This is a genomic window from Burkholderia sp. AU33423 (assembly GCF_002223135.1).
Taxonomy (GTDB): domain Bacteria; phylum Pseudomonadota; class Gammaproteobacteria; order Burkholderiales; family Burkholderiaceae; genus Burkholderia; species Burkholderia lata_D.
This window is the reverse complement of sequence record NZ_NKFH01000007.1, coordinates 1373165-1392415: the sequence shown is the minus strand read 5'-3', so window position 1 is coordinate 1392415 and position 19251 is coordinate 1373165. Positions and strand designations below refer to the sequence as shown.

The 19251-nt window shown below is 62.8% G+C and carries 13 protein-coding genes; 3 read left to right on the top strand and 10 right to left on the bottom strand.

Annotation, left to right across the window (positions count from 1 at the left end; all coding sequences use genetic code 11):
- Positions 1-8: 8 nt before the first annotated feature.
- From CFB50_RS24830 to CFB50_RS24825, 3 genes are all read right to left on the bottom strand, one after another.
- Positions 9-1400 carry a sigma-54 dependent transcriptional regulator gene (locus CFB50_RS24830; protein WP_069251404.1) on the bottom strand — a complete coding sequence of 464 codons (1392 nt, stop codon included), beginning with the start codon at positions 1398-1400 and terminating at the stop codon, positions 9-11.
- A gap of 146 nt (positions 1401-1546) precedes the next feature.
- Entirely contained in the window at positions 1547-1747 is a 201-nt protein-coding gene (locus CFB50_RS39625; RefSeq protein WP_069251403.1) for a hypothetical protein, read from the bottom strand.
- Between the two features lie 343 nt (positions 1748-2090).
- A complete protein-coding gene (locus CFB50_RS24825; RefSeq protein ID WP_069251402.1) occupies positions 2091-3314 on the bottom strand; it encodes a glycosyltransferase family 4 protein in 1224 nt (407 codons plus the stop codon).
- Positions 3315-3518: 204 nt separating this feature from the next.
- On the opposite strand from CFB50_RS24825, the gene CFB50_RS24820 reads away from it, so the two are divergent.
- Positions 3519-4181 (top strand): GNAT family N-acetyltransferase, encoded by a 663-nt coding sequence (locus CFB50_RS24820; protein ID WP_083266078.1) that lies wholly within the window; start codon positions 3519-3521, stop codon positions 4179-4181.
- Complete coding sequence (locus CFB50_RS24815) at positions 4178-5758, top strand: mannose-1-phosphate guanylyltransferase/mannose-6-phosphate isomerase (protein WP_069251401.1); 1581 nt, start codon at positions 4178-4180, stop codon at positions 5756-5758. The genes CFB50_RS24820 and CFB50_RS24815 overlap by 4 nt, the downstream gene beginning before the upstream one ends.
- 36 nt (positions 5759-5794) lie before the next feature.
- Here CFB50_RS24815 and CFB50_RS24810 read toward each other — a convergent pair whose 3' ends face one another.
- From CFB50_RS24810 to CFB50_RS24795, 4 genes are all read right to left on the bottom strand, one after another.
- Positions 5795-7057 (bottom strand): right-handed parallel beta-helix repeat-containing protein, encoded by a 1263-nt coding sequence (locus tag CFB50_RS24810; RefSeq protein ID WP_069251400.1) that lies wholly within the window; start codon positions 7055-7057, stop codon positions 5795-5797.
- Between the two features lie 44 nt (positions 7058-7101).
- Positions 7102-8247 carry an acyltransferase family protein gene (locus CFB50_RS24805; protein ID WP_069251399.1) on the bottom strand — a complete coding sequence of 382 codons (1146 nt, stop codon included), beginning with the start codon at positions 8245-8247 and terminating at the stop codon, positions 7102-7104.
- 209 nt (positions 8248-8456) lie between these two features.
- Positions 8457-9881, bottom strand: coding sequence for a DUF6418 domain-containing protein (locus tag CFB50_RS24800; RefSeq protein WP_069251398.1), 1425 nt, complete (start codon positions 9879-9881; stop codon positions 8457-8459).
- Positions 9882-9954: 73 nt separating this feature from the next.
- Entirely contained in the window at positions 9955-12270 is a 2316-nt protein-coding gene (locus tag CFB50_RS24795) for a GNVR domain-containing protein (protein ID WP_069251397.1), read from the bottom strand.
- A 569-nt stretch (positions 12271-12839) separates the two neighbouring features.
- Between CFB50_RS24795 and CFB50_RS24790 the strand changes: the two genes are divergently transcribed.
- Positions 12840-14021, top strand: a complete 1182-nt coding sequence (locus CFB50_RS24790) for a polysaccharide biosynthesis/export family protein (protein WP_069252914.1) — start codon at positions 12840-12842, stop codon at positions 14019-14021.
- A 127-nt stretch (positions 14022-14148) separates the two neighbouring features.
- Here CFB50_RS24790 and CFB50_RS24785 read toward each other — a convergent pair whose 3' ends face one another.
- The 3 genes from CFB50_RS24785 to CFB50_RS24775 all read right to left on the bottom strand — a co-directional run bounded on the left by CFB50_RS24785 (position 14149) and on the right by CFB50_RS24775 (position 18740).
- The gene (locus tag CFB50_RS24785) at positions 14149-15402 is read right to left on the bottom strand and encodes a flippase (protein WP_089447493.1); all 1254 of its coding nucleotides are present in this window, start codon (positions 15400-15402) and stop codon (positions 14149-14151) included.
- A 55-nt stretch (positions 15403-15457) separates the two neighbouring features.
- Positions 15458-16633, bottom strand: a complete 1176-nt coding sequence (locus tag CFB50_RS24780) for a glycosyltransferase family 4 protein (protein WP_069251395.1) — start codon at positions 16631-16633, stop codon at positions 15458-15460.
- 331 nt (positions 16634-16964) lie between these two features.
- Complete coding sequence (locus CFB50_RS24775) at positions 16965-18740, bottom strand: serine aminopeptidase domain-containing protein (protein ID WP_069251394.1); 1776 nt, start codon at positions 18738-18740, stop codon at positions 16965-16967.
- Positions 18741-19251 lie beyond the last annotated feature (511 nt).

Genomic DNA, 19251 nt, shown 5'->3' with positions numbered 1-19251 from the left:
GTCGAATCTCAGTCGGACGAGCCCGTGCCGCGGGGCCGCTCGATCCCGTAGGCCTCCATCCAGCGATACAGCGTCGCGCGCGACACACCGAGCTCGCGGGCCGACGCCGCGACGCGCCCGCGCGTGCGCAACAGGGCGGTTTCGATCGCCTCGCGCTCGATCGACTTGCGGATGTCGGCCACCGACGGCGACGCCGCATCGAGACAGTATTCGAGTTCGAGATCCTGCGCGGTAATCAGGCGCCCTTCCGTCATCACGACCGCGCGGCGCACGCGGTTGATCAGCTCGCGGACATTGCCCGGCCAGTCGTGCTTGTAGAGTGCCGTGATCGCATCCGTCGAGAAGCCGCGCACGCGATGGCGCGCGTCGCCGCGAAAGCGTTCGAGCATGTGATGCGCGAGCAGCTCGATGTCCTTGCCGCGCGCGCGCAGCGGCGGCTGGTCGATGCGCATCACGCACAGACGGTGGAACAGGTCAGGCCGAAAGCGCCCTTCTTCCATCGCCTCGCGCAGGTCGACGTGCGTCGCCGACACGATCCGGACATCGACCGGCACCGGATCACTGCCGCCCAAACGATGAATCGCGCGCTCCTGCAGAAAGCGCAGCAGGCTCGCCTGGCTCTCGTGCGGCAGGTCGCCGATCTCGTCGAGCAGCAGCGTGCCGCCGTTCGCCGCTTCGACATAGCCGATCTTGCGCGCATTCGCGCCGGTAAATGCGCCGCGCTCATAGCCGAATAGTTCGGATTGCAGCAGATGCGAGGGAATGGCGCCGCAGTTGACCGCAACGAACGGGCCATTGCGGCGCTCCGAATGGCGATGGATCGCGACGGCCGTCAACTCCTTGCCGGTCCCCGTTTCGCCGAACACGAACACCGGTGCGTCCGTACGCGCGAAACGCCGCACCGTATCGAACAGCCGCAGCATCGCACTGCAGGTGCCGACGATGCCTTTTTCCTCCGATTCGAGCCGTTCGCGGTCGCGCGCGAACAGGCATTCCATGCCGTACGCGTGGCCGACCGTATCGGCGATCCGCTGGTGCGACGCGGGCAACGTGACGTAATCGAAACAATAGTCGCGCAACAGCGCTCGCACGTTCGGCGAAGCCGTCTGGCCGACGTCGACGAGCGCGACCCAGACGACGTCGCGCATCGACGCGCAGGTCGACGCGATGCTGCCGATCGCGTCGGCATGGCCGCCGCTCAGGTCGAGGATGCCGCAGGTGATTTCGCCGGACGTGTCGCGCAGCTCGCTCGCCTGCGCGACGATCGACACTTTCCAGTCGCGCCGCGCCAGTTCCTTTCGCAGCATGACGGACGGCGACTGCGTCCAGTAAATCAGCGGACGCTGCCCGCTACCACTCCCCGCATCGGCGCTCTTATCGCGCGTTATTGGCATATTCATAACGAACCATCACTTTCTCCACTCCGCGAACCGTTCGCGTGCGCTGGGGCCGGCGGCGCATGGCCACCTTTCCGCGCTGCGTTTCCGCAGCCTTGGCGAATATCGAAACTGCACACGGCGAGAACCCCCGGAGGTCGAGCCGGATGTCATCCGGCCTCGTTGTCATCGAACTCGAAGGAAACGCGCGGCTGCGGGAGCCGCGACGTTCCCGCTTTGACGCGCCGCGCCGGCAGGCGGGGCACGTCGGCAAACGGAGCATCCGTCCGCATGTGCGTCGCGTCGTACACGACGAGCGCGCCCGATGCTGAACCGGATGGCGGCCAACCCACAAGCGGAATGACCGTCATACTTCATCCGTTCCTGAATTTACACCCCGTTTCAAGATGGTCTTGTTACCAAAAGATAATCCTGAATCAGCCGGTTACGCAGTCGGTCGCCCCGCGCGACACACCTTTGGCTACTGAGATTTGATTCTCTCTCAACATTCGCGTCAATCAGTGCCAAATACTACATTTCCGCCAGATAGGCTCCCTGGATTGCGCGTGATTTTCACCGAAATCCTTTAAAAAGACCCGCACCGCACGCCACCCGCCGCATAATCGCGCGCGCGGCCGGCCGGCTGCGCCGTCCCGGCACGGCGCACGGGCCGCCCGGCGGTTACATTCCGTAATCAACCGGCGCGATCGTCGCTCAGGTTCGCAGCGCCGTCTCGCCCTCCCGGACCGGCCGGTCGCCCATGCCGTCCTCGATCGACGCATCGTCGTGCGGCGTGAAACCGGCGGGCGCGGCCATCTCCGCCTGCAACGCGGCATAGCCATCCATCACGAAGCGCGTGAACGCGTCCCGAAAGCGCGCCGAGCTGAAGCACTCGGCATTCGCGCGACACGCACGCGGATCGATCGCCCCGCGCGGCAGCGCTTCGAATCGGGCAAGCGCATCGACCAGTGCATCGACCGTCTGCGCGCGGTAGAACAGGCCCGTTGCACCGGAGACCGGCCACGCGCGCACCGACTCGCGCACGCCGCCCTTCCCGTACGCGATCACCGGCGTGCCGCATGCCTGCGCCTCGACCGGCGAAATGCCGAAGTCCTCTTCCGCGGCGAACACGAATGCGCGCGCACGCTGCAGGTGGTCGTGCAGCACGTCGAACGGCTGGTACCCGAGCAGCGTGACGTTCGGCCCGGCCAGCGCGCGGATCTTCGCCATCTCCGGTCCGTCGCCGATCACGACGAGGCGGCGTTCCGGCGTACGCGAGAACGCGTCGACGATCAGGTCGATCCGCTTGTACGGCACGAGCCGCGACGCGGTCAGGTAGAACGCCTCCTTGTCCGGGCGCAGCGACAGGTGGTCGACGTCGACCGGCGGATAGATCACGGTCGCATCGCGCCGGTAGGTCTTGCGGATGCGGCGTGCGATGAAGTGCGAATTGGCGGCCACGCGATCGACGCCGTTCGCCGAACGCGCATCCCAGTTGCGGATGTAATGCAGCAGCGCGCGCGCGATTGCCGATTTTGGCCCGCGTGCGAGGCCGGCCTCGTTCAGGTACTGGTGTTGCAGGTCCCACGCATAGCGCACCGGCGAATGCACGTAGCTGGCGTGGAACTGGTCCGGGCCGCTGAGCACGCCCTTCGCAACCGCATACGAGCTCGACAGCACGACATCGTACGCCGACAGGTCGAACTGTTCGATGGCCAGCGGAAACAACGGCAGATAGCTGCGGTAGCGCGTGCGCGCGAACGGCAGCTTCTGGATGAAGGACGTGCGCACCGCGCGGCCGCGCAGGCAGTCCCGATCCTCGAGGAAATCGACGAGGCTGTAGACATCGGCCTGCGGAAAGCAGTCGATCATGTGCGCCAGCACGCGTTCGGCGCCGCCAGGCACGACCAGCCAGTCGTGAACGATCGCAATCTTCAAGTACCGCTCCCGATTCTCCAATGACGTTCGACAGGGGTGAGCCGCGCAACGCGGCCACCACGCCATGACAATTATCGGAAAGCACCGGCACCGCCGATGTGTGCTAGCGGACACTACGACGCTGTTGGCACACGACGCCTCGCTTACGCGAACCCCGAGCATGGGTAAGCTTTCGAACAGACCGGCGCGCGCCGTATCCGCATCATGATCATTGCCGCTTCGCACGGGACGAACGTATTCGTGCGACAGCGCGTGCTGAAGGTTTCACACGAGGACCGCATCATGGAATGGCATTGTTGTGAATTCGAACATCTGAGCGCCGTCGATCTCTATGCAATCCTGCGCGCACGCAACACCGTGCTGGTCGTGGAGGATGCGCATACCCATCTCGACATCGACGGCAAGGACGCAGGCGCATTGCACGTCTATGCAACCGTGTGCAACGGCGACGCGGCGGAAGTCGCGGCCTACGCACGGCTCCTGCCGGGCGACGACATAGATCCGGACGTCGTGATCGACAAGGTACTGACGAGCGAAGCGTGCCGCGACGGCGATACGCTCGAACACCTGCTCGAACGGGCACTGACCGCCGCACTGGCCGCCTGGCCGGATGCCGCGCTGCGCATGCACGTTCCCGCGCCGCGCCAGGCGTTCTACAAACGCTTCGGATTCCGCAAGGCTTACGGACCGTATCTCGAACAGGGTGCGCCGTTCGTCGGCATGATCCGGCCGGCCGACCGCACCGCCGGCGCGCTGCGCCAGCTGCTGTCCCGGACCGTTTCGACGACCCGGCTCAGGAATGAAGACGCGCGTGCCGACGGACGCGTACACAACCGGCTGCCCGCCGATACCGGAGCCAACCGATGACACGCACCCTACGCCCCGTTCCCGCACCCGACCTTCCACGCATCCTGCCGGTCATCCTCGCCGGCGGTTCCGGCACACGCCTCTGGCCGCTGTCGCGCGAACAGTATCCGAAGCAGCTGATCGAGCTGACCTCGAACGAATCGCCGTTGTCCGCGACGGCCCGTCGCCTGAACGGCATCGCGAACGCGGTGCTGGGCGACAAGCTGTTGCTGGTGTGCGGCGAACAGCATCGCATCATGAGCGCCGCGCAGGTGGTCGACCGTGCGGCGCCCGCCCGTATCTTGCTCGAACCCGCTGCGCGTAATACGGCACCGGCGCTCACGCTTGCCGCGCTCGACGCCAGCGTGCTCGAGGACGACCCCGTGCTCGCGGTGATGCCGGCCGATCACGTGATCGCCGATGTCGGCGCGTTCCAGGATGCGATCGCGCGCGCGGCACGTTATGCGCAGGAAGGCGCGATCGTGACGCTCGGTGTGCTGCCGCGCCGGGCGGAAACGGGCTACGGCTATATCCGGGTCGGCGAGCCGCGGACGAGCCGCCACGGCGGACAAGGCGGCTATTCGATCGGACGCTTCGTCGAGAAACCCGACGCGGCGCTCGCCGAGCGCTACCTGCAGTCGGGCGACTACTGGTGGAACAGCGGCATTTTCGTCACGAGCGCCTCGGTCTGGCTCAAGGCGATCCACGCGCTGGCGCCCGAGATCCATGCGGCCTGCGAGTCGGCATGGCGCGCGGGCATCGCCGACGATCCGTTCTTCCGGATCGACGCCGCGGCCTTCGACGCCTGCCCGTCCGACTCGATCGACTATGCGGTCATGGAGCGCCTGGCCGACAGCAGCGAACTCGGCATCGAAGGCATCGTGGTGCCGCTCTCGGCCGGCTGGTCGGACGTCGGCACGTGGGATGCGATCTGGGAAATCATGCCGAAGGACGACCACGGCAACGTCGCCCGCGGCCCGATCGTGTTCGAGGACACGCAGGACAGCCTCGTGCGTTCGGAGGGTCGTCTCATCGCGTGCGTCGGGATGAAGGATGTCGTCGTGATCGAAACGCCCGATGCGGTACTCGTCGCGAACAAGCACGACGTGCAGCGCGTGAAGAACATCGTCGCGCGCCTGAAGAGCGACCGGCGCCCGCAGGCGAGCGAACACCGCAAGGTGCAGCGTCCCTGGGGGCATTACGATTCGATCGATCTCGGTGAGCGGTTCCAGGTGAAGCGGATCGTCGTCGAACCGGGCAAGCGGCTGTCGCTGCAGATGCACTATCACCGCGCCGAGCACTGGATCGTCGTGCGCGGCACCGCGAAGGTGACGCGCGGCAACGAAACCTTTCTGCTCAGCGAGAACGAGTCGACGTATATCGCCGTCGGCGAGGTCCATCGCCTCGAGAATCCCGGCCGCATTCCGCTCGAAATCATCGAAGTGCAATCGGGCAATTATCTCGGCGAAGACGATATCGTGCGCTTCGACGACCAGTACGGGCGCCCGGTCGTCGACACGCTGCCGGACAAGCACACGGTGCCGCTCACTGCTCGGGAGCCGCACGTGCCGGTGGTGGAGGGAGACGTCGTCCGGTAATCGCGTACCGCGCACGCCGGCGCGAGCATCGATTCGTCAGTCGATGCCGCGCTGCCGCGGGCGCGCCTGCCTGAGCGCTTCGCGCACTTGCGGCAACGCCGACGTGTCGGCCCCGACCGCGTCGATCGACGCGGGCTGCTCGACCGGCATCCTGCACTGCGCGGCATTCGTGCCACCCGGGGGACAGCCTCCGCCCCCGCCCACCTGTACCGGCATCCCGCCAATCGCGGACAACCGGTTATCCGCGATCCGGTACTGCGACACGTTTCCCCAGATGCGAATGCCGGCAAACCGCGCGCGCGACACGCGGTTGCCGATCACGACCACGCGCGTCACCGAGCCCGACCACGTACTGACGTCGATCGCGGCCTGCTGTGTCAGCGGGCGCGGATCGGTTCGAGCGGCCGCGGTCTGGATGGACGACACCACGTTGTTCTCGACCCGGACGTCGGACGCATCGTAGGTTCGGTAACTGTCTTCCTGCGCGACGAGGATTCCCGCGCTGACCTGCACGTCGCGCACGATGTTGTTCGAGATCGTCACGTCCGTGCCGCCGACCACCGTGATTCCGCGCCCCCACGCGTTGCCTTCGAGCGAGTTGCCGGTAATCAGCACGTTGCGGCTCACCACCCCGTCGGCCAGGTAGCTCACCACGGCAATCATGTCGTCGCCGGTACCGCGCACGACATTGCCCTGAACCAGCACATTGCGTGCACCGTGCGTCATGTGAATGCCATCGGCGAGCGTCGACCGCACCTGATTGCCGATGATCGCGACGTCCGATCCGCCAAACACGAATATGCCCGCGCTGGCGCCGCCGTCGATGACGTTGTCGAGCACTTGCACGTCGCGCCCCGTCACTTCGACCTTGGTCGACTCCGGCGTGTCGAGACGTGTCGCACCGGTTCCCGTGATATGAAACCCGACGAGCGTCGTACCGTCGCCCCGCATCTCGATCGTCTGATTGCCGGGAACGGTCGCCATCAGCGTTGCGCCGAAACCCGACAGCACGACATGTCGCTGCCGCACGATCAACGAACGACCGACGACATAGCGTCCGGGCATGAACACCAACCGCTGGCCCGGTTGCAGCCCGTCCAGCGCGCGTTGCAGCGCATCAGCCTGATCGGCCGCATCTGGAGCGGGATGAATGTACACATCCGGTATGTCGGCATGAACTGCAGCCGGTGCGGGTGCGCTGGATACGGCCTCGACGAAACCCGGCCACGACAGCCCGCCAGCCATCATCAGGCCGGCTATACCGACGCATACGCGAGACAGGCATTGCGAACCGCGCATATCGAATCATTTCCATGGAACAAGCGAACACACGCGTCCGGGAATCAGCCGGTCGCATCACCCGATGCGAACACGCGGCTCCCCCGGCGCGACGTGAGCGTACGCGCAAGCTTCACGAACGGCGCCTCACAGAGTCGGTAGCCGGCCCACGACAATGGAATCAAAGGCACCATCGGGACGATCATGTAAAGACCAAGCGGCCATCCAGCGATGTGGAAACGCTGACACAACCAGAACGCCACGAACAGCGGAAGACTGTGCAACAGGTAGATCGAGTAACTGATCTTGCCGATCCATGAAAGCAGACGGATACGAAGCTTCAGCAAGGTTGCCAGTATCGCGAAGGTCGCGATGCCGATCATGTAAGCGAGCGAGATAGGAAGATGAAACGCGTTGTGATGTCGCCAATCCTCGATGGCCCCCGCCAGCGCAATGCCGACGACCGGTATCGTCACACAGGCGACCGCCGACCTATAAGTCAGCGATAGTCGAGACAGCACACCGCTTCCGGCCAATCTGACACGCAGCACCTGCGAAGGATTGTCATAGGCCATGCGAAAGCAGGCGCCCCAGAACATGATGCCGAGATGATACGGCATGGTCTTGTACTGACTGAGCAGATCAGCCGGGAAGAGCTGCAACTTGAGCGTCAACACGAATAGTCCGCATAGCCCGATCGTGACGAGGCACAGATGGAGCATTCGGTGAAGCGCCCCGCACCAGAACAGGATCAGACACAACCCGTAGAAATACAGTTCGGTTTCCAGCGTCCAGCCATGAGGCAGGATCAGACTTTCCCCAAACGCCACCGGAATCATGGTCACATTGGCCAGAACGCCATGGACGTCCATTCTTTTGTCGAACAAATACCAGTGAACGAAATACCCGGCAGGAAGCGCCAGCCAATATGCGGGATACAGTCGAAAGAATCGTCGAATGAGGAAGCGCTTCGTGCCCGCGCCGATCTCGCCGTGCAGGCTGGTTGGAATCAGCATGCCGCTGATCGCGAAGAAAAGGACGACTCCGATTCTTCCGAAATTCACGGAGCGTTGCAGGGAGTCAAGCACATACTGTGAGCCGGCAAGGGGGACGAACCGCTCAGCATAGTGCGTCCAGATGACGAGGATCACCGCAACGGCACGCATCGCGTCGATATGGTCAAACCGCTCCGAATGCTTCGCTTTTGACATGACGGGAATGATGATGACTCAAGACACAAGGCTGCTCGCATACGCGATCGGAAACGCCGTTTCCGACATTGACGAAGCAGACAGAGACGCATTGCACCGGTTCACAAACGAGTGATGGCCGAGCGTGCGTCGACAACCTTCTCGCGGCCCACACCGTGACCGACGACAACATGCGCTTGACGAAAGGCCTCGGAATAACCTGGCGCGGTTCATTCGAGGTTTGAATGCTTCGCATCGACCCAATACCACCAGGCGAGCGCGAGAAGCGCATAAAAAACCGTACGCGAGCCGAACATCATCCAGTATTCGCCTTGCTGGACGGCGAAGGTCGCATATGAAAAGACCTTCGCCATCAGCCATAGCATCACGACCCCGCCGCGCATCGCAACCAAGATCTGCAGCGCACCGAGAGCGCCGTACACCAGGCCCGTCATCGCGACAAAGAGCGCGCCCCCGGCATAGCCGAACCAGTACACGGGCACGGCCATATTCCCCATCGTGAAGGTGACGTCGTCGAACATGTAGGCCCGGAGAACGCTCGGTTCGGTGTACGACTTCATCAAGTCACGCAAGCCACTCGGTTCGGATTCGTCGAAAAACGTTGGCATGGTCCAGGAACCGAGCGAGTTCACGAAACGCCAGAATGCATCCGTGCCACCGAGCCTCGGTGCCATGAACAGTTGGGCATCGTTGTCGACCACGTACCACGGCTGGCCCTGCAGCAGGAAGCGCGAAGAGAGCATATCGGCCACTTCAAGCCCCTGCCCCCTGTAGGAGTAAACGATGGAGACGGCGCCCAGCAATAGCGCCAGGCCCGCACCGATACCCAGATAACGAACAACCGGCTTGCCGTTCATCGCGTGAATCGAAATAAACGGAGCAAGCGAGCACAGCCCGATGTGCAGCACTGCCATGAATTGCTCGCCATGCATCACATTGAGCGCCAGGTCGACAGCCATCGTCAGGATCGCCGCCACGCGGATGCGCTTGTCGGAACTGGTGGCGATGGTGCCCAGCAGAAAACCCATGAACGACTGATTGTTCAGGAACAGGTTGAACATCATCCCGTTCGATGAATCATTCCGCAGCGCATATCGATTGATGCCGGAAAACAACGAGAACCCTGACGTCAGACCGGCGATCACACCGATCGCGATAATCGTCGCCGCGAGCCCGAACCCCATCGCGATGCTGATCGGTTGCAAGGCTATCCGCGCCTTGATCGACGCTCGGACCGGGCGCTCGTCCAGAAATCGACTGAAGGCAACGAGCGCACAGACGACAAAGATCAGGTAGAACGACAGGAGCCGGCTGAAGGCCCCGGTCGCGTCACCGATGACATCGGTTTCCGTCAGGTAGCCGCCGTCCTCCAAGCCCACGCCTGCAAGGAATGCGGTCATTCCGATCGCCAGCACGTAAAGCATCGACACGGCGAACACCGGACGAGACTTGACCAGGCCGACGAGGCCGAGTGTTGCCAACAGCAACGTACACAAGGCGCTCGACTTCGCCATTCCGAGCGCCGGCATCACCGCGTTGAACAGCAATGCCAGCGTGAATAACGTCAATACGATCACGCCGGTAGCGGATACGAAGCCGCCGTTGCCTCCCAGTGTTCCCGTCACCTTACCCATCGTGCCTCAACCCGAAATTCGTTCCTTCCTTCACGCACCTGCACCATGCAGTTGCACTCCGTGCCAATCGACATCACGCAACGTTCCTGAGCAACTCCTTTCTTACTCGCGCCCATGCCCTGAACAAAAACGTCTCGGATGGGACATGACGAGGATTGCTCTGCGTCCGGGTTTCCTTCGCAGGTCGACGCGCGTTCGCGTAATAGCCGTAGCGGAACGGTGAAGGCTCGAAGCCGTTGAACACCAGGCCATCCACATCCGCGCCGAACTTCTTCAGGTTCTCGATCGCCTCCTCCACGCCGGCGGAGCTGACCGAACCCTGCCGCACCACCATCAACGTGATGTCGGCGAACCTCGACAACATGGCGACGTTTGCGGCCGGATGAGCCAATGGCGCGTCCACGATGATCAGGTCGTATGCGCCTCGCAGTGAAGTGAACAGCGCCTCCAGCTTCTCGGTGCCGTACAGGTTCCGCAAAGGCTTGCCCTCTGCTCCGGCGGGCAGCACGTCAAGATTGTCATGAACGCGCGAGATCACCTTCTTGAGATCGAGCGAGCCTTTCAGCACATCCGACAAACACTTCTCGACTTTCACCGGCAAGCATCGCTCGATGCTTGCCTGGCCTGCATGGGCACGCACAAGCAAGGTCTTGACGCCGCTGTCCGCGGACAGACAGGCAAGATTGGCGGCGATCATCGACTTGCCCTGCCCCGGCTCGGGAGACGTAATCAGAACGGTCTTTGCGCCGCCGCGCCCGGTGGTCGTCTTGCAATGCAACAGCAAGGCCAGATCTGCGATCGCTTCGGCAAACGGCGTATCGGGGTGCTCCCTCACGGCCATGAAAGCAGGCCTGCCGTTCGAGTCGGCCTCGATCTGTTGAGGCGATGACGGGACTACGCCAAGCAGCGGAACGCCCACCATCGATTCCAGATGCTTCGGATCACGAACACGCGCGAAACACAATGCATAGCCTTGTGCCACGGCAACGCCCAGTATCAGTCCGACCACCGCGCCCAACACGATCACGAGCATTCGCTTCGGGCGAATCGGCTTGTCGCTCACATCGGCCTTGTCGATGATGGACGCGTTGCCGACCGTGCCTGCTTTCGCAATCTGCAACTGCTGCGTGTTGTTCAGCAAGCCGACATATAGCTGGTTATTGACTTCGACGTCCCGCGCCAAACGCAAATACGTCTGCTGCTGCGACGGCAAGTGCGCCACTTTGCTTTTCAGTTCGGCCGACTGCTGATCGAGCGTCTTCAGCTTGTTGACGACGGCCGCGAGCTGGGGTTGTCCGGCAACATACTTGGATGACAGGTCCTGATACTCGAGCTTGGCTTCGAGCCGCGCCTTGTCGACAAGCGCCAATTGATCAATGAGCAGCCTGACATCGCCCTGCGAATCGATCGACCCTTGCGCATTGCGGAACGTGTTCAGCGCCTGCTCCGCCTGTTCCAGCCGCGCCTTCACGGCCGGCAGTTGCGCGTCGAGGAATGCCTGGCTGCGCTCGGCATCCTCCGAACGCCTCTTCGCGTTGACATCCAGATAAGCCGCGGCAATGGCGTTGAGCAGTCGCGCAGCAAACACCGGATCGGGATCCTCGAGATTGAGCTGCATGATGCCCGACTGGCGTTTCGTTTCCGCCCCGGTCAACTTGGTCAGGATGGCGTCGAGTCGCACGGGCGTGGCAACCCGCCGTACACGGAACTCCGTACCGGCGCGCGCCACGATCCGCGACACATTCACGCGATAACCGTTACCTTCGCTCGGCGTGCCGATTACCCCCTTCAACACCTCTTGACCATCGCTGTCTTTCAACACGAATCGATCGCCGTCGAGATAATCGAACTCCAACTTCTTGCCGAGCTGTGCATCCGGGACGTCGAACCTGGTGAATTCGATGCGTTCACCGCCCCACGCCCAGAACGGGGTATTGAACAACGGAATGACGAGGCCATTCGCATCTTTCGACAGGATCGAACCAAGCAAACCCGCGACGAGCGGAATCCGATTACTGACTGAAACTTCCGCCTGCGCCGCGGTTGCCTCGATCGCCTGGGTGACAACCGTGCGCGAGCGGGCGATATCGATTTCGCCGACTACGGCAGAATTCTGAATATCCAATGCGTTCGAAATCTCGGAGAGCGAACCCAGCGCACTATGCTTGTTTTCCTGGACCTGTATCAGCGTGTCAACAGAGTAAATCGGCGTCGCCGAAATGGCATATAAAAATGCCAGCAGCAGACACCCCAGAAAAACGGAAATAAACGCCCGTCGATAATAAAATACGTTTTCGAGCAATTCGGCCAGTGTAAAGCGGGACGCGTCGCGAGAAATATTTCCCGCTCCGTCCCGGTACCCATTAGGCGAAGGTCGATCCAATGCCATGCAAAAACTCCCAAATTGCCACCTTGCCAGGCTTCGCGTGGCGGCGCGTGCGCTCGGCCATGCGTGCCGCGCGACGCTTACCAGGTCGTGCCATCCCGCGCGCCTGCCCTGCTGCCGACCACAGGTCGGTAGAAAGTACGTCACTGAACCGTTGCCGCAGGAACACCAATGATTCTGCTTGTCGCGATCACTATGCGATAAATGCCCGGCGCGCTAAGTGCGATGGCTTACATTAATAAGCACTGGCGGTGCGAATCACTGGGTTGCCAACCTGTCTCGTGCTATGTTGAGTAGGCGCTGTTTCCGCTTCCGGCAATCCATGACAATACTGTGGCTTGACGGCGCAATCAGACATATGACGTGAGCACGTCTTTTCATGTCATTCATCGCGCCACCTCGTTTTGACGATCTCTATCAAAAAAGGCGACACAGAACCATCGATATCGGGGTGTCGAGATGAAAAATCTTCTGACCTGAAAGGACGACGAGTATCAAATTTATTTAAATTGTTTCTAAATACAGGACTATCCCGCCGGCCGAACGGCCGGCTTACCATGTTGAATGACGATATGAACAGCCCCCTGCTATTCGATGCGCTCGCGCTGAAACAGAACGACCCTGCGGTGCGTCGAATGCGCGCCGCGCTCTCCCTGGCGATGGCCACCCTGCTTTCGGCGTGTGCGTTTGCGCCCGGCCAGCACATGGCAGAGCGGGCTGCATTGCCGGTCACGACCAACGACGATGGCGACGTGACCAGTGACATGAAGGTCCCGGTCAAGCAGATCGATCTGACGCTGATCAACCAGATTCACACGGAGCAGAAGCACCGTACCCCGTTGTCGGTCCCGGGGAATTTGCTCGGCAAGCCGAGCAGCTACAAGCTTGGCCCGGGTGACGTGCTGCAAATCACGGTGTGGGACCACCCCGAATTTGCTGCCGCTGTCGGCCAGCCGACTCAGAACACGAAGGCCTCCGACGCAGCGCCTGGTTTCGTTGTGGATAGCGACGGCAACGTGCAGTTTCCCTACGTGACCCGACCGATCCGTGCGGCCGGAAAGACCGCGGCGCAGGTCCAGCGGGAACTCGATGCCGAACTCCGGAAGGTGTTCGTCAAACCGCAAGTGACCGTTCGTGTGGCATCGTTCCGTGCCGAGCAAGTGTATGTCGACGGCGAAGTACGCGCCCCCGGCTCGCAGACGATCAACGATATTCCGATGACCCTGGTCGAAGCGGTCAATCGCGCGGGCGGCTTTGCGCCGACCGCGGATCAGAGTCGCGTGACGGTCACTCGCAACGGCGAGATCTATCCGGTGAATGTCGCGCAGATGATGAAGACCGGCAAAAGTCCCGCCACCATCATGCTGCAGCCTGGCGACCTGTTGCATGTGGGTGCTCGCGACGACAATCCCGTCTACGTCATGGGTGAAGTGAACAAGCCGCTGGCCGTGCCACCCCAACGCGACGGCTCGCTCACATTGAGTGCGGCGCTTTCGGAGGCCGGCCAGCTCAACCAGCAGACATCGAACGCCCAGCAGGTTTTCGTGCTGCGCAAGGCCGGCGACAGCGAGCCGGTCATCTTTCACCTCGACCTGAAGTCGCCCGTCTCGATGCTGCTCGCGAATCAGTTTCCGCTCGCGTCGAAGGATATCGTGTATGTCGACAACACCGGGCTGGTCCGCGCGAGCCGCGTGCTGAACCTGTTGCTGCCGGCGATCAGCGCGGGATTGACCGGGGCACTTGTCACCAAATAATCGGCATTTCGGCGGGACGGCAACGGCGACGCCTGTCGACTCGCCTCTCACACTGGCAGCGGCGTGGAAGGATGGCGAGTCCAACGCGCCACGCTGCCATCTCCGCCGCGACAGCGCGCGAATCGCGTCAGCCCGAACGCGCCGACAGATTGATCAGGCCGACCCGGTCACGACAGAGTACATACGCGAGCGCGACAGCGACGGCCGTTTCGGCGATCAACACCGCAATAGCCGCCCCGCGCTCCGCGAACAGCATGGCAAGCGGCGGCAGCAGTGTCACGTTCAACACGCCGGACGAGATCAGGATGATGCTGAAGGCGCGCTTCATGCCCATCGGCAACATGGTTTGAACACCGAACAGATCCGTCATGCATGCCATGAACGGCACCAGCGCCAGGCAACGCAGTACGCCGACCGTCGGCGCAAACGAGCTGCCGTACAGGATCCGAACGACGAACGGCGCGCAGGCGTAAATCGTTGCCGACATGGCCAGCACCAACGCGCCCTGCAGGACGATCAGCTTTCGCAAGAACGCAAACGCGTCGTCACGGGCGTGATGCATCAGGTATGTCACGTGTGGATAGGTTGCGGCTCTCAGCGGTTGAAGCAGACCGACTGCGGCCCGAATCAACTTGTCACCCGCGGCAAAATAGCCGGCGGCGACACTACCAGAGACGATACTCAGCAGAACGGTATTGGTCGACGCGTAGAACGAGATCGACGTCGATGCCAGAAATACCTGCGAGCCGCCTTTCAGGGCGGCCGCGATGTCGGCGAACCGCACGCGGACACTTTCGACCTCGCGACGGAAGAACAGGTACGCAAGCAGCGTCACCCCGCACAGCAACGGCACCGCCGCGTTGATGGCAACCGCGTGCAGGAGATCGTCCGGCGTGCGCACCCACATGAAGAAGGCAACGACACTGCATCCACGGTATACGACCACCGTGGCACTGTAGACGCTCAACTTCTGGATTCCCTGAAAGTACCAGCCCGGCGTGAGCGCGGCACCCACCGCCATCCCGAACGCGATCAGCAGGGCCGTGCGTTCTGCCGCGAAATGCGGGATGAGCAGGGTCAGGACGACGAGTACGGCGAAGCCGGCGATCGTGATCGCCCATTGGGCGCACACCGTTGCCCAGAAAATCCGGGATCGTTCCACCCTGCTGTCCGCCAGCGCGACACGGGGCGTCGCGGTCAGGTCGAAGCTGTAATTGGCCAGATTGATGAAATACGTTGTCACCGCCAGCACGAACGACAACCGCCCGTATTGCAGGGGGCCGAGCACGCGCGTCAACAGGGGCAACGTGACGAGCGGCACGACGTACGTCGAGATTTGCAATGCGAACAACAAGGCGAAATTTTTTCGGACAGCGGTCATCGTGCTTTCTGGGCTGAGAGTAAACAGTGTGCCGCGGCTGTCAATGTGCCCACGTTCACGGTACACCCCTACCGATGCCGAGTACGGCACGCAGCGACGACGCGTAGCGTTCGACCGAGTAACGCGACCAGTCGTAGTGACGATTGTCGCTATCGAGATGCGCGCGCAGTTCGGCGAGCGCGCGCGCGATGCCTTCGGACGTGCTCCGGTAGAGAATCTTGTTGCCGATCTCGTCGCCAAAGGTCGATAGGCTTCCGATGTCGTGCACGAGCGCCGGCAGGCCGAGCATCGCCGCCTCGACGATCACGAGGGGGGCATTTTCCACCCAGATCGACGGCAACACGAGCGCATCGTGCCTGGGTAGCGCGGCGAACAACGTTGCATGATCGAGGCGCCCGGCGAAACGCAGCCGCCCCGACTCGACGAGTGTCGCGTACTGTTTCTCCAGGTCGGCCCGCTCCGCTCCGTCGCCGTAGACGGTCAGCGACGCAATCGCATCGCCGGCCGCTTCGCTCATGAGCGCGAGAAACCGACCGAGGCCCTTGTCCGCGTCCACACGACCGACGAACGCCAGATCGAGGCGATCGCCCCGGAGGGGTTTGGGCGGATGGGGAATCAGCGTCGAATCGATCGGATTCGGCACCAGTGTCGCGCGTGTTCGGCCACACTGCGCAATGAGGTCGCGCATGAACGGACTCGGACAGAGAATCTCGTCGAACAGGCCAAGCGGATCGAAAAGCGCATTGACCGCATGCCAGTGCAGCTTCTTCGCGACATCGTGAAGAAAACCGCGCGGGCTCGCCGCAAGCGCGATGCGCCGGCCGCGATGCAGCTGGTCGATCGGCAACGGTTGCGCGCGTCCGCGGGGATAGATCAGCAGGCTCGGGTTGTAGAACAACAAATGGTAATCGTGCGCGGTCATGAACAGACCGCATCCCGAGTGCCGCTTGTAGCGAGCGAGCACGGGCAGAATCGCGCTCGACAGCAGGTTGTGGTAATTGTGCACGAGGATGCGTTGCGGGCGAAATCGATCGAGCAGCGTGAGGAGCGCACGTGCGGCGGAACGTGACCATGCGCGTGCGCGCCCGCTGCCGCCGACATCGGGCAATGCACGCTCGTCGAAGGTTTCGACCACGACGCCGTGGCAAGCACGAAGCACGTCGATGGACACCCGGTACACTTCCTCGCCGCCGCCCTTCCGAACGAAGTCGTTGATCACCAGCACATGCATCACGATCGACCTCGGTGGACGCAATGTCGCGAGTGCGTTACCCGCTGGCGGTGATGCCTGCCCCACTTTCGATGTGCCCGACACGCTTGCTTCATTGTCATTCCTGGATGGAGTCGCGATGGCGCTTGCGAACTGGCAACCCCACGAAAACTCGACACCGTCAGGATAAGGTGACCGAAGCGGCGGATCTGTTCGTCCGGTTACGTTAGCGGGAGACTTTGCCGAAACCACCACCGGCCGACGCCCCGGAGCCGCGCTCCCGAGACGCTCGCCCGGGAGAGACGCGGCGATCGCCGCCCGGTCGCGCCTGCGTGCGACATCTGCGCGAACGTCATGAAGGCGCGTGTTCCGGTTGCGCGGGTACCGCGAATTCGGCCGGCGCGTACCAGCACGCAAGCAGCTCGGCGCAACGGGTGACGACGTACTGCGCAGCGGCGTTGCCGTACAACGAATGGTCGAGCGCGTCCTGCATGTCGACGGATACGTTCGGCCAACGCGCGAACGCACGGGATGCGGGGCCGAAATGCCGAACGAGCGCGTCGACGCCCGTATCGAATGTGCCGTAGATGAGATGGGTACGGATGCCGCCGGCCGACATGTCATGCAGCAATCCCCGAGGCGTCTCGTGACCCGGCCGCCAGCCGAAATGCTCGCCGGCACGCTTGACGGGCACGGTCATGACGCCCGCGACCAAACGAAACACGGCACGCAGGACCGGCCGCAGGTCGCGCCCTTCGAGCAGCAGTCGACGCAGCTTGTGGCGGCTGCGCAGCGATGCCCAATAGCCGCGCATCGAGTTTGTCTGGTTATTGACGACATTCGCGAGCGTTTCTCCGCGTGGCCATATGAAAACCGGAAGATTGACCGCAATCACGCCAGCGAAATGCTCGCGCGCGGCGGCATGAAGCGACGCGTACGCGCCAGAGCAAATCCCGAACGCAACGATCTCGCGATGCCCCTGCTCCTTCAGCCAGTCCGCTGCGGATGCGATATCGACAATCACCTGATCCGAATACGGAATGTCCGACTGATCGTCTCTCGCACGCGGGCCGCTGTCACCGATGCCGCTCGAATCGATACGCAGGCTGCTGATACCCGATGCCGCGAGCGACCGCGCAAGTCGAACCGCAAAACGACCGTCGGCGACATGCGGATTGGCCGCCGTATTGGTAATCAACAGGGTCGGCGCGGCAGCGCGTCGGGTGCTGCCGGCCGGTTCGCACAGCACACCGACCAAGCGCCCTGGCCCCACGGAGATCATCCGTTCGATACTGCCCTCCCCGGTCAGCGTCACGGCTGGCTCGGCATCCCGCACGGAAACGCGAACGGCCGCATCGGAACCGTCGTCGATCCAGTTCGCAACCGTGTCGAGCAATCCGTCGGGTAGCCGCGACCACACCGGCTCCCTCATGAGGCCGCCCCAATCGGCGCAGGTCCGAACATCGACCGAAACAGCGCGTGCCTGCAGCGCGTCCGACAGGGCAGGCGCGTCGCCGTACGGCGCATCGACGAGCAACGCGCGCGCCGGCAATGCCTGAAATCGTTCCGCAGACTCGCACAGGTTGATGCCTCGGAGTGCCGCGACGAGATCATCGGGATACGCGTGTCCGAGCACGTGGAGAGGCTGCTCCTCCCGAATCGCATCCCGCACGGCCGGCGGCACATTATCGAGCCAGCGTTGCGCGACGAGAGAAAGCTCGCGCAGGTAGCCGCGGCCGCGCACCACGGGCGCCAGCGCGACGAAGCGCGTGAACCCGGGGATGCCGTCCGCGGCGAGGAGCGCCAATGCGGCACCGGCGCGCACGCCGACGAGCGTCAGCGTGTCCGACGCGACACGCTCGCGCAACGCATCGACGGCATGCCGAACGCTCGCGAGCATGTGTTCGAAGCGGTCAGCGTCGTGTTCGTCGCCCAGCGAGTCGCCGCTCGCCGGATAGTGGAATCGCAGCACCGGAAAGCCGCGATCGGCGAGATGCTCGGCGAGCGCGCGCACGAGTTTGTGAAGCCAGAGCGCCTCGTGACCGAGCGGCTCGCAAATCACGATGCCGTGCGGGCGATGGCCTGCGTGAAACCAGCCGACACATCCGTTGAACTGAATGGGTGTCATGATCCGGTCCTTGCGCTGTACACCTGATGGCCCGATGCGCTGCTGGATGCCTGCCGCATGCCGCGAAGCAGGCATCCGGGTACCGGAAACGACTGCACGTGCGTCCGGACGAACGTCAACTTGCGGCCACTACGAGGCTGCAGGTGCGCTCGGCCGCATAAAGCCAATCGGGAACGACTGACGTTGCGACGATGCGAGCCGATTCCCCGTAACCGGCTCCGTCCTTGCGTATCGATTTGGGTTCCCACGAAAACGCCTGTATGTGAAAACACCCGCATGCCCGACCGGGTCCGGCGAGTGCCTGTCGAGGATCGCCTGACCGGCAAGCGCCTCTGGGTTGAGTTTGGTCTTGGTAATTTTTTGGTCGGATGACGTTACATTTCCGTTCCTTCCCCGCGGATCAGCTTGGCACGCCAGACACGGCGGCCCGCTCGAATATCGACGATTAGGCCACTCAATCCCGACATATTTCGTACGGCACATTACATTTACCAAACGCGCCTTCCCGGAC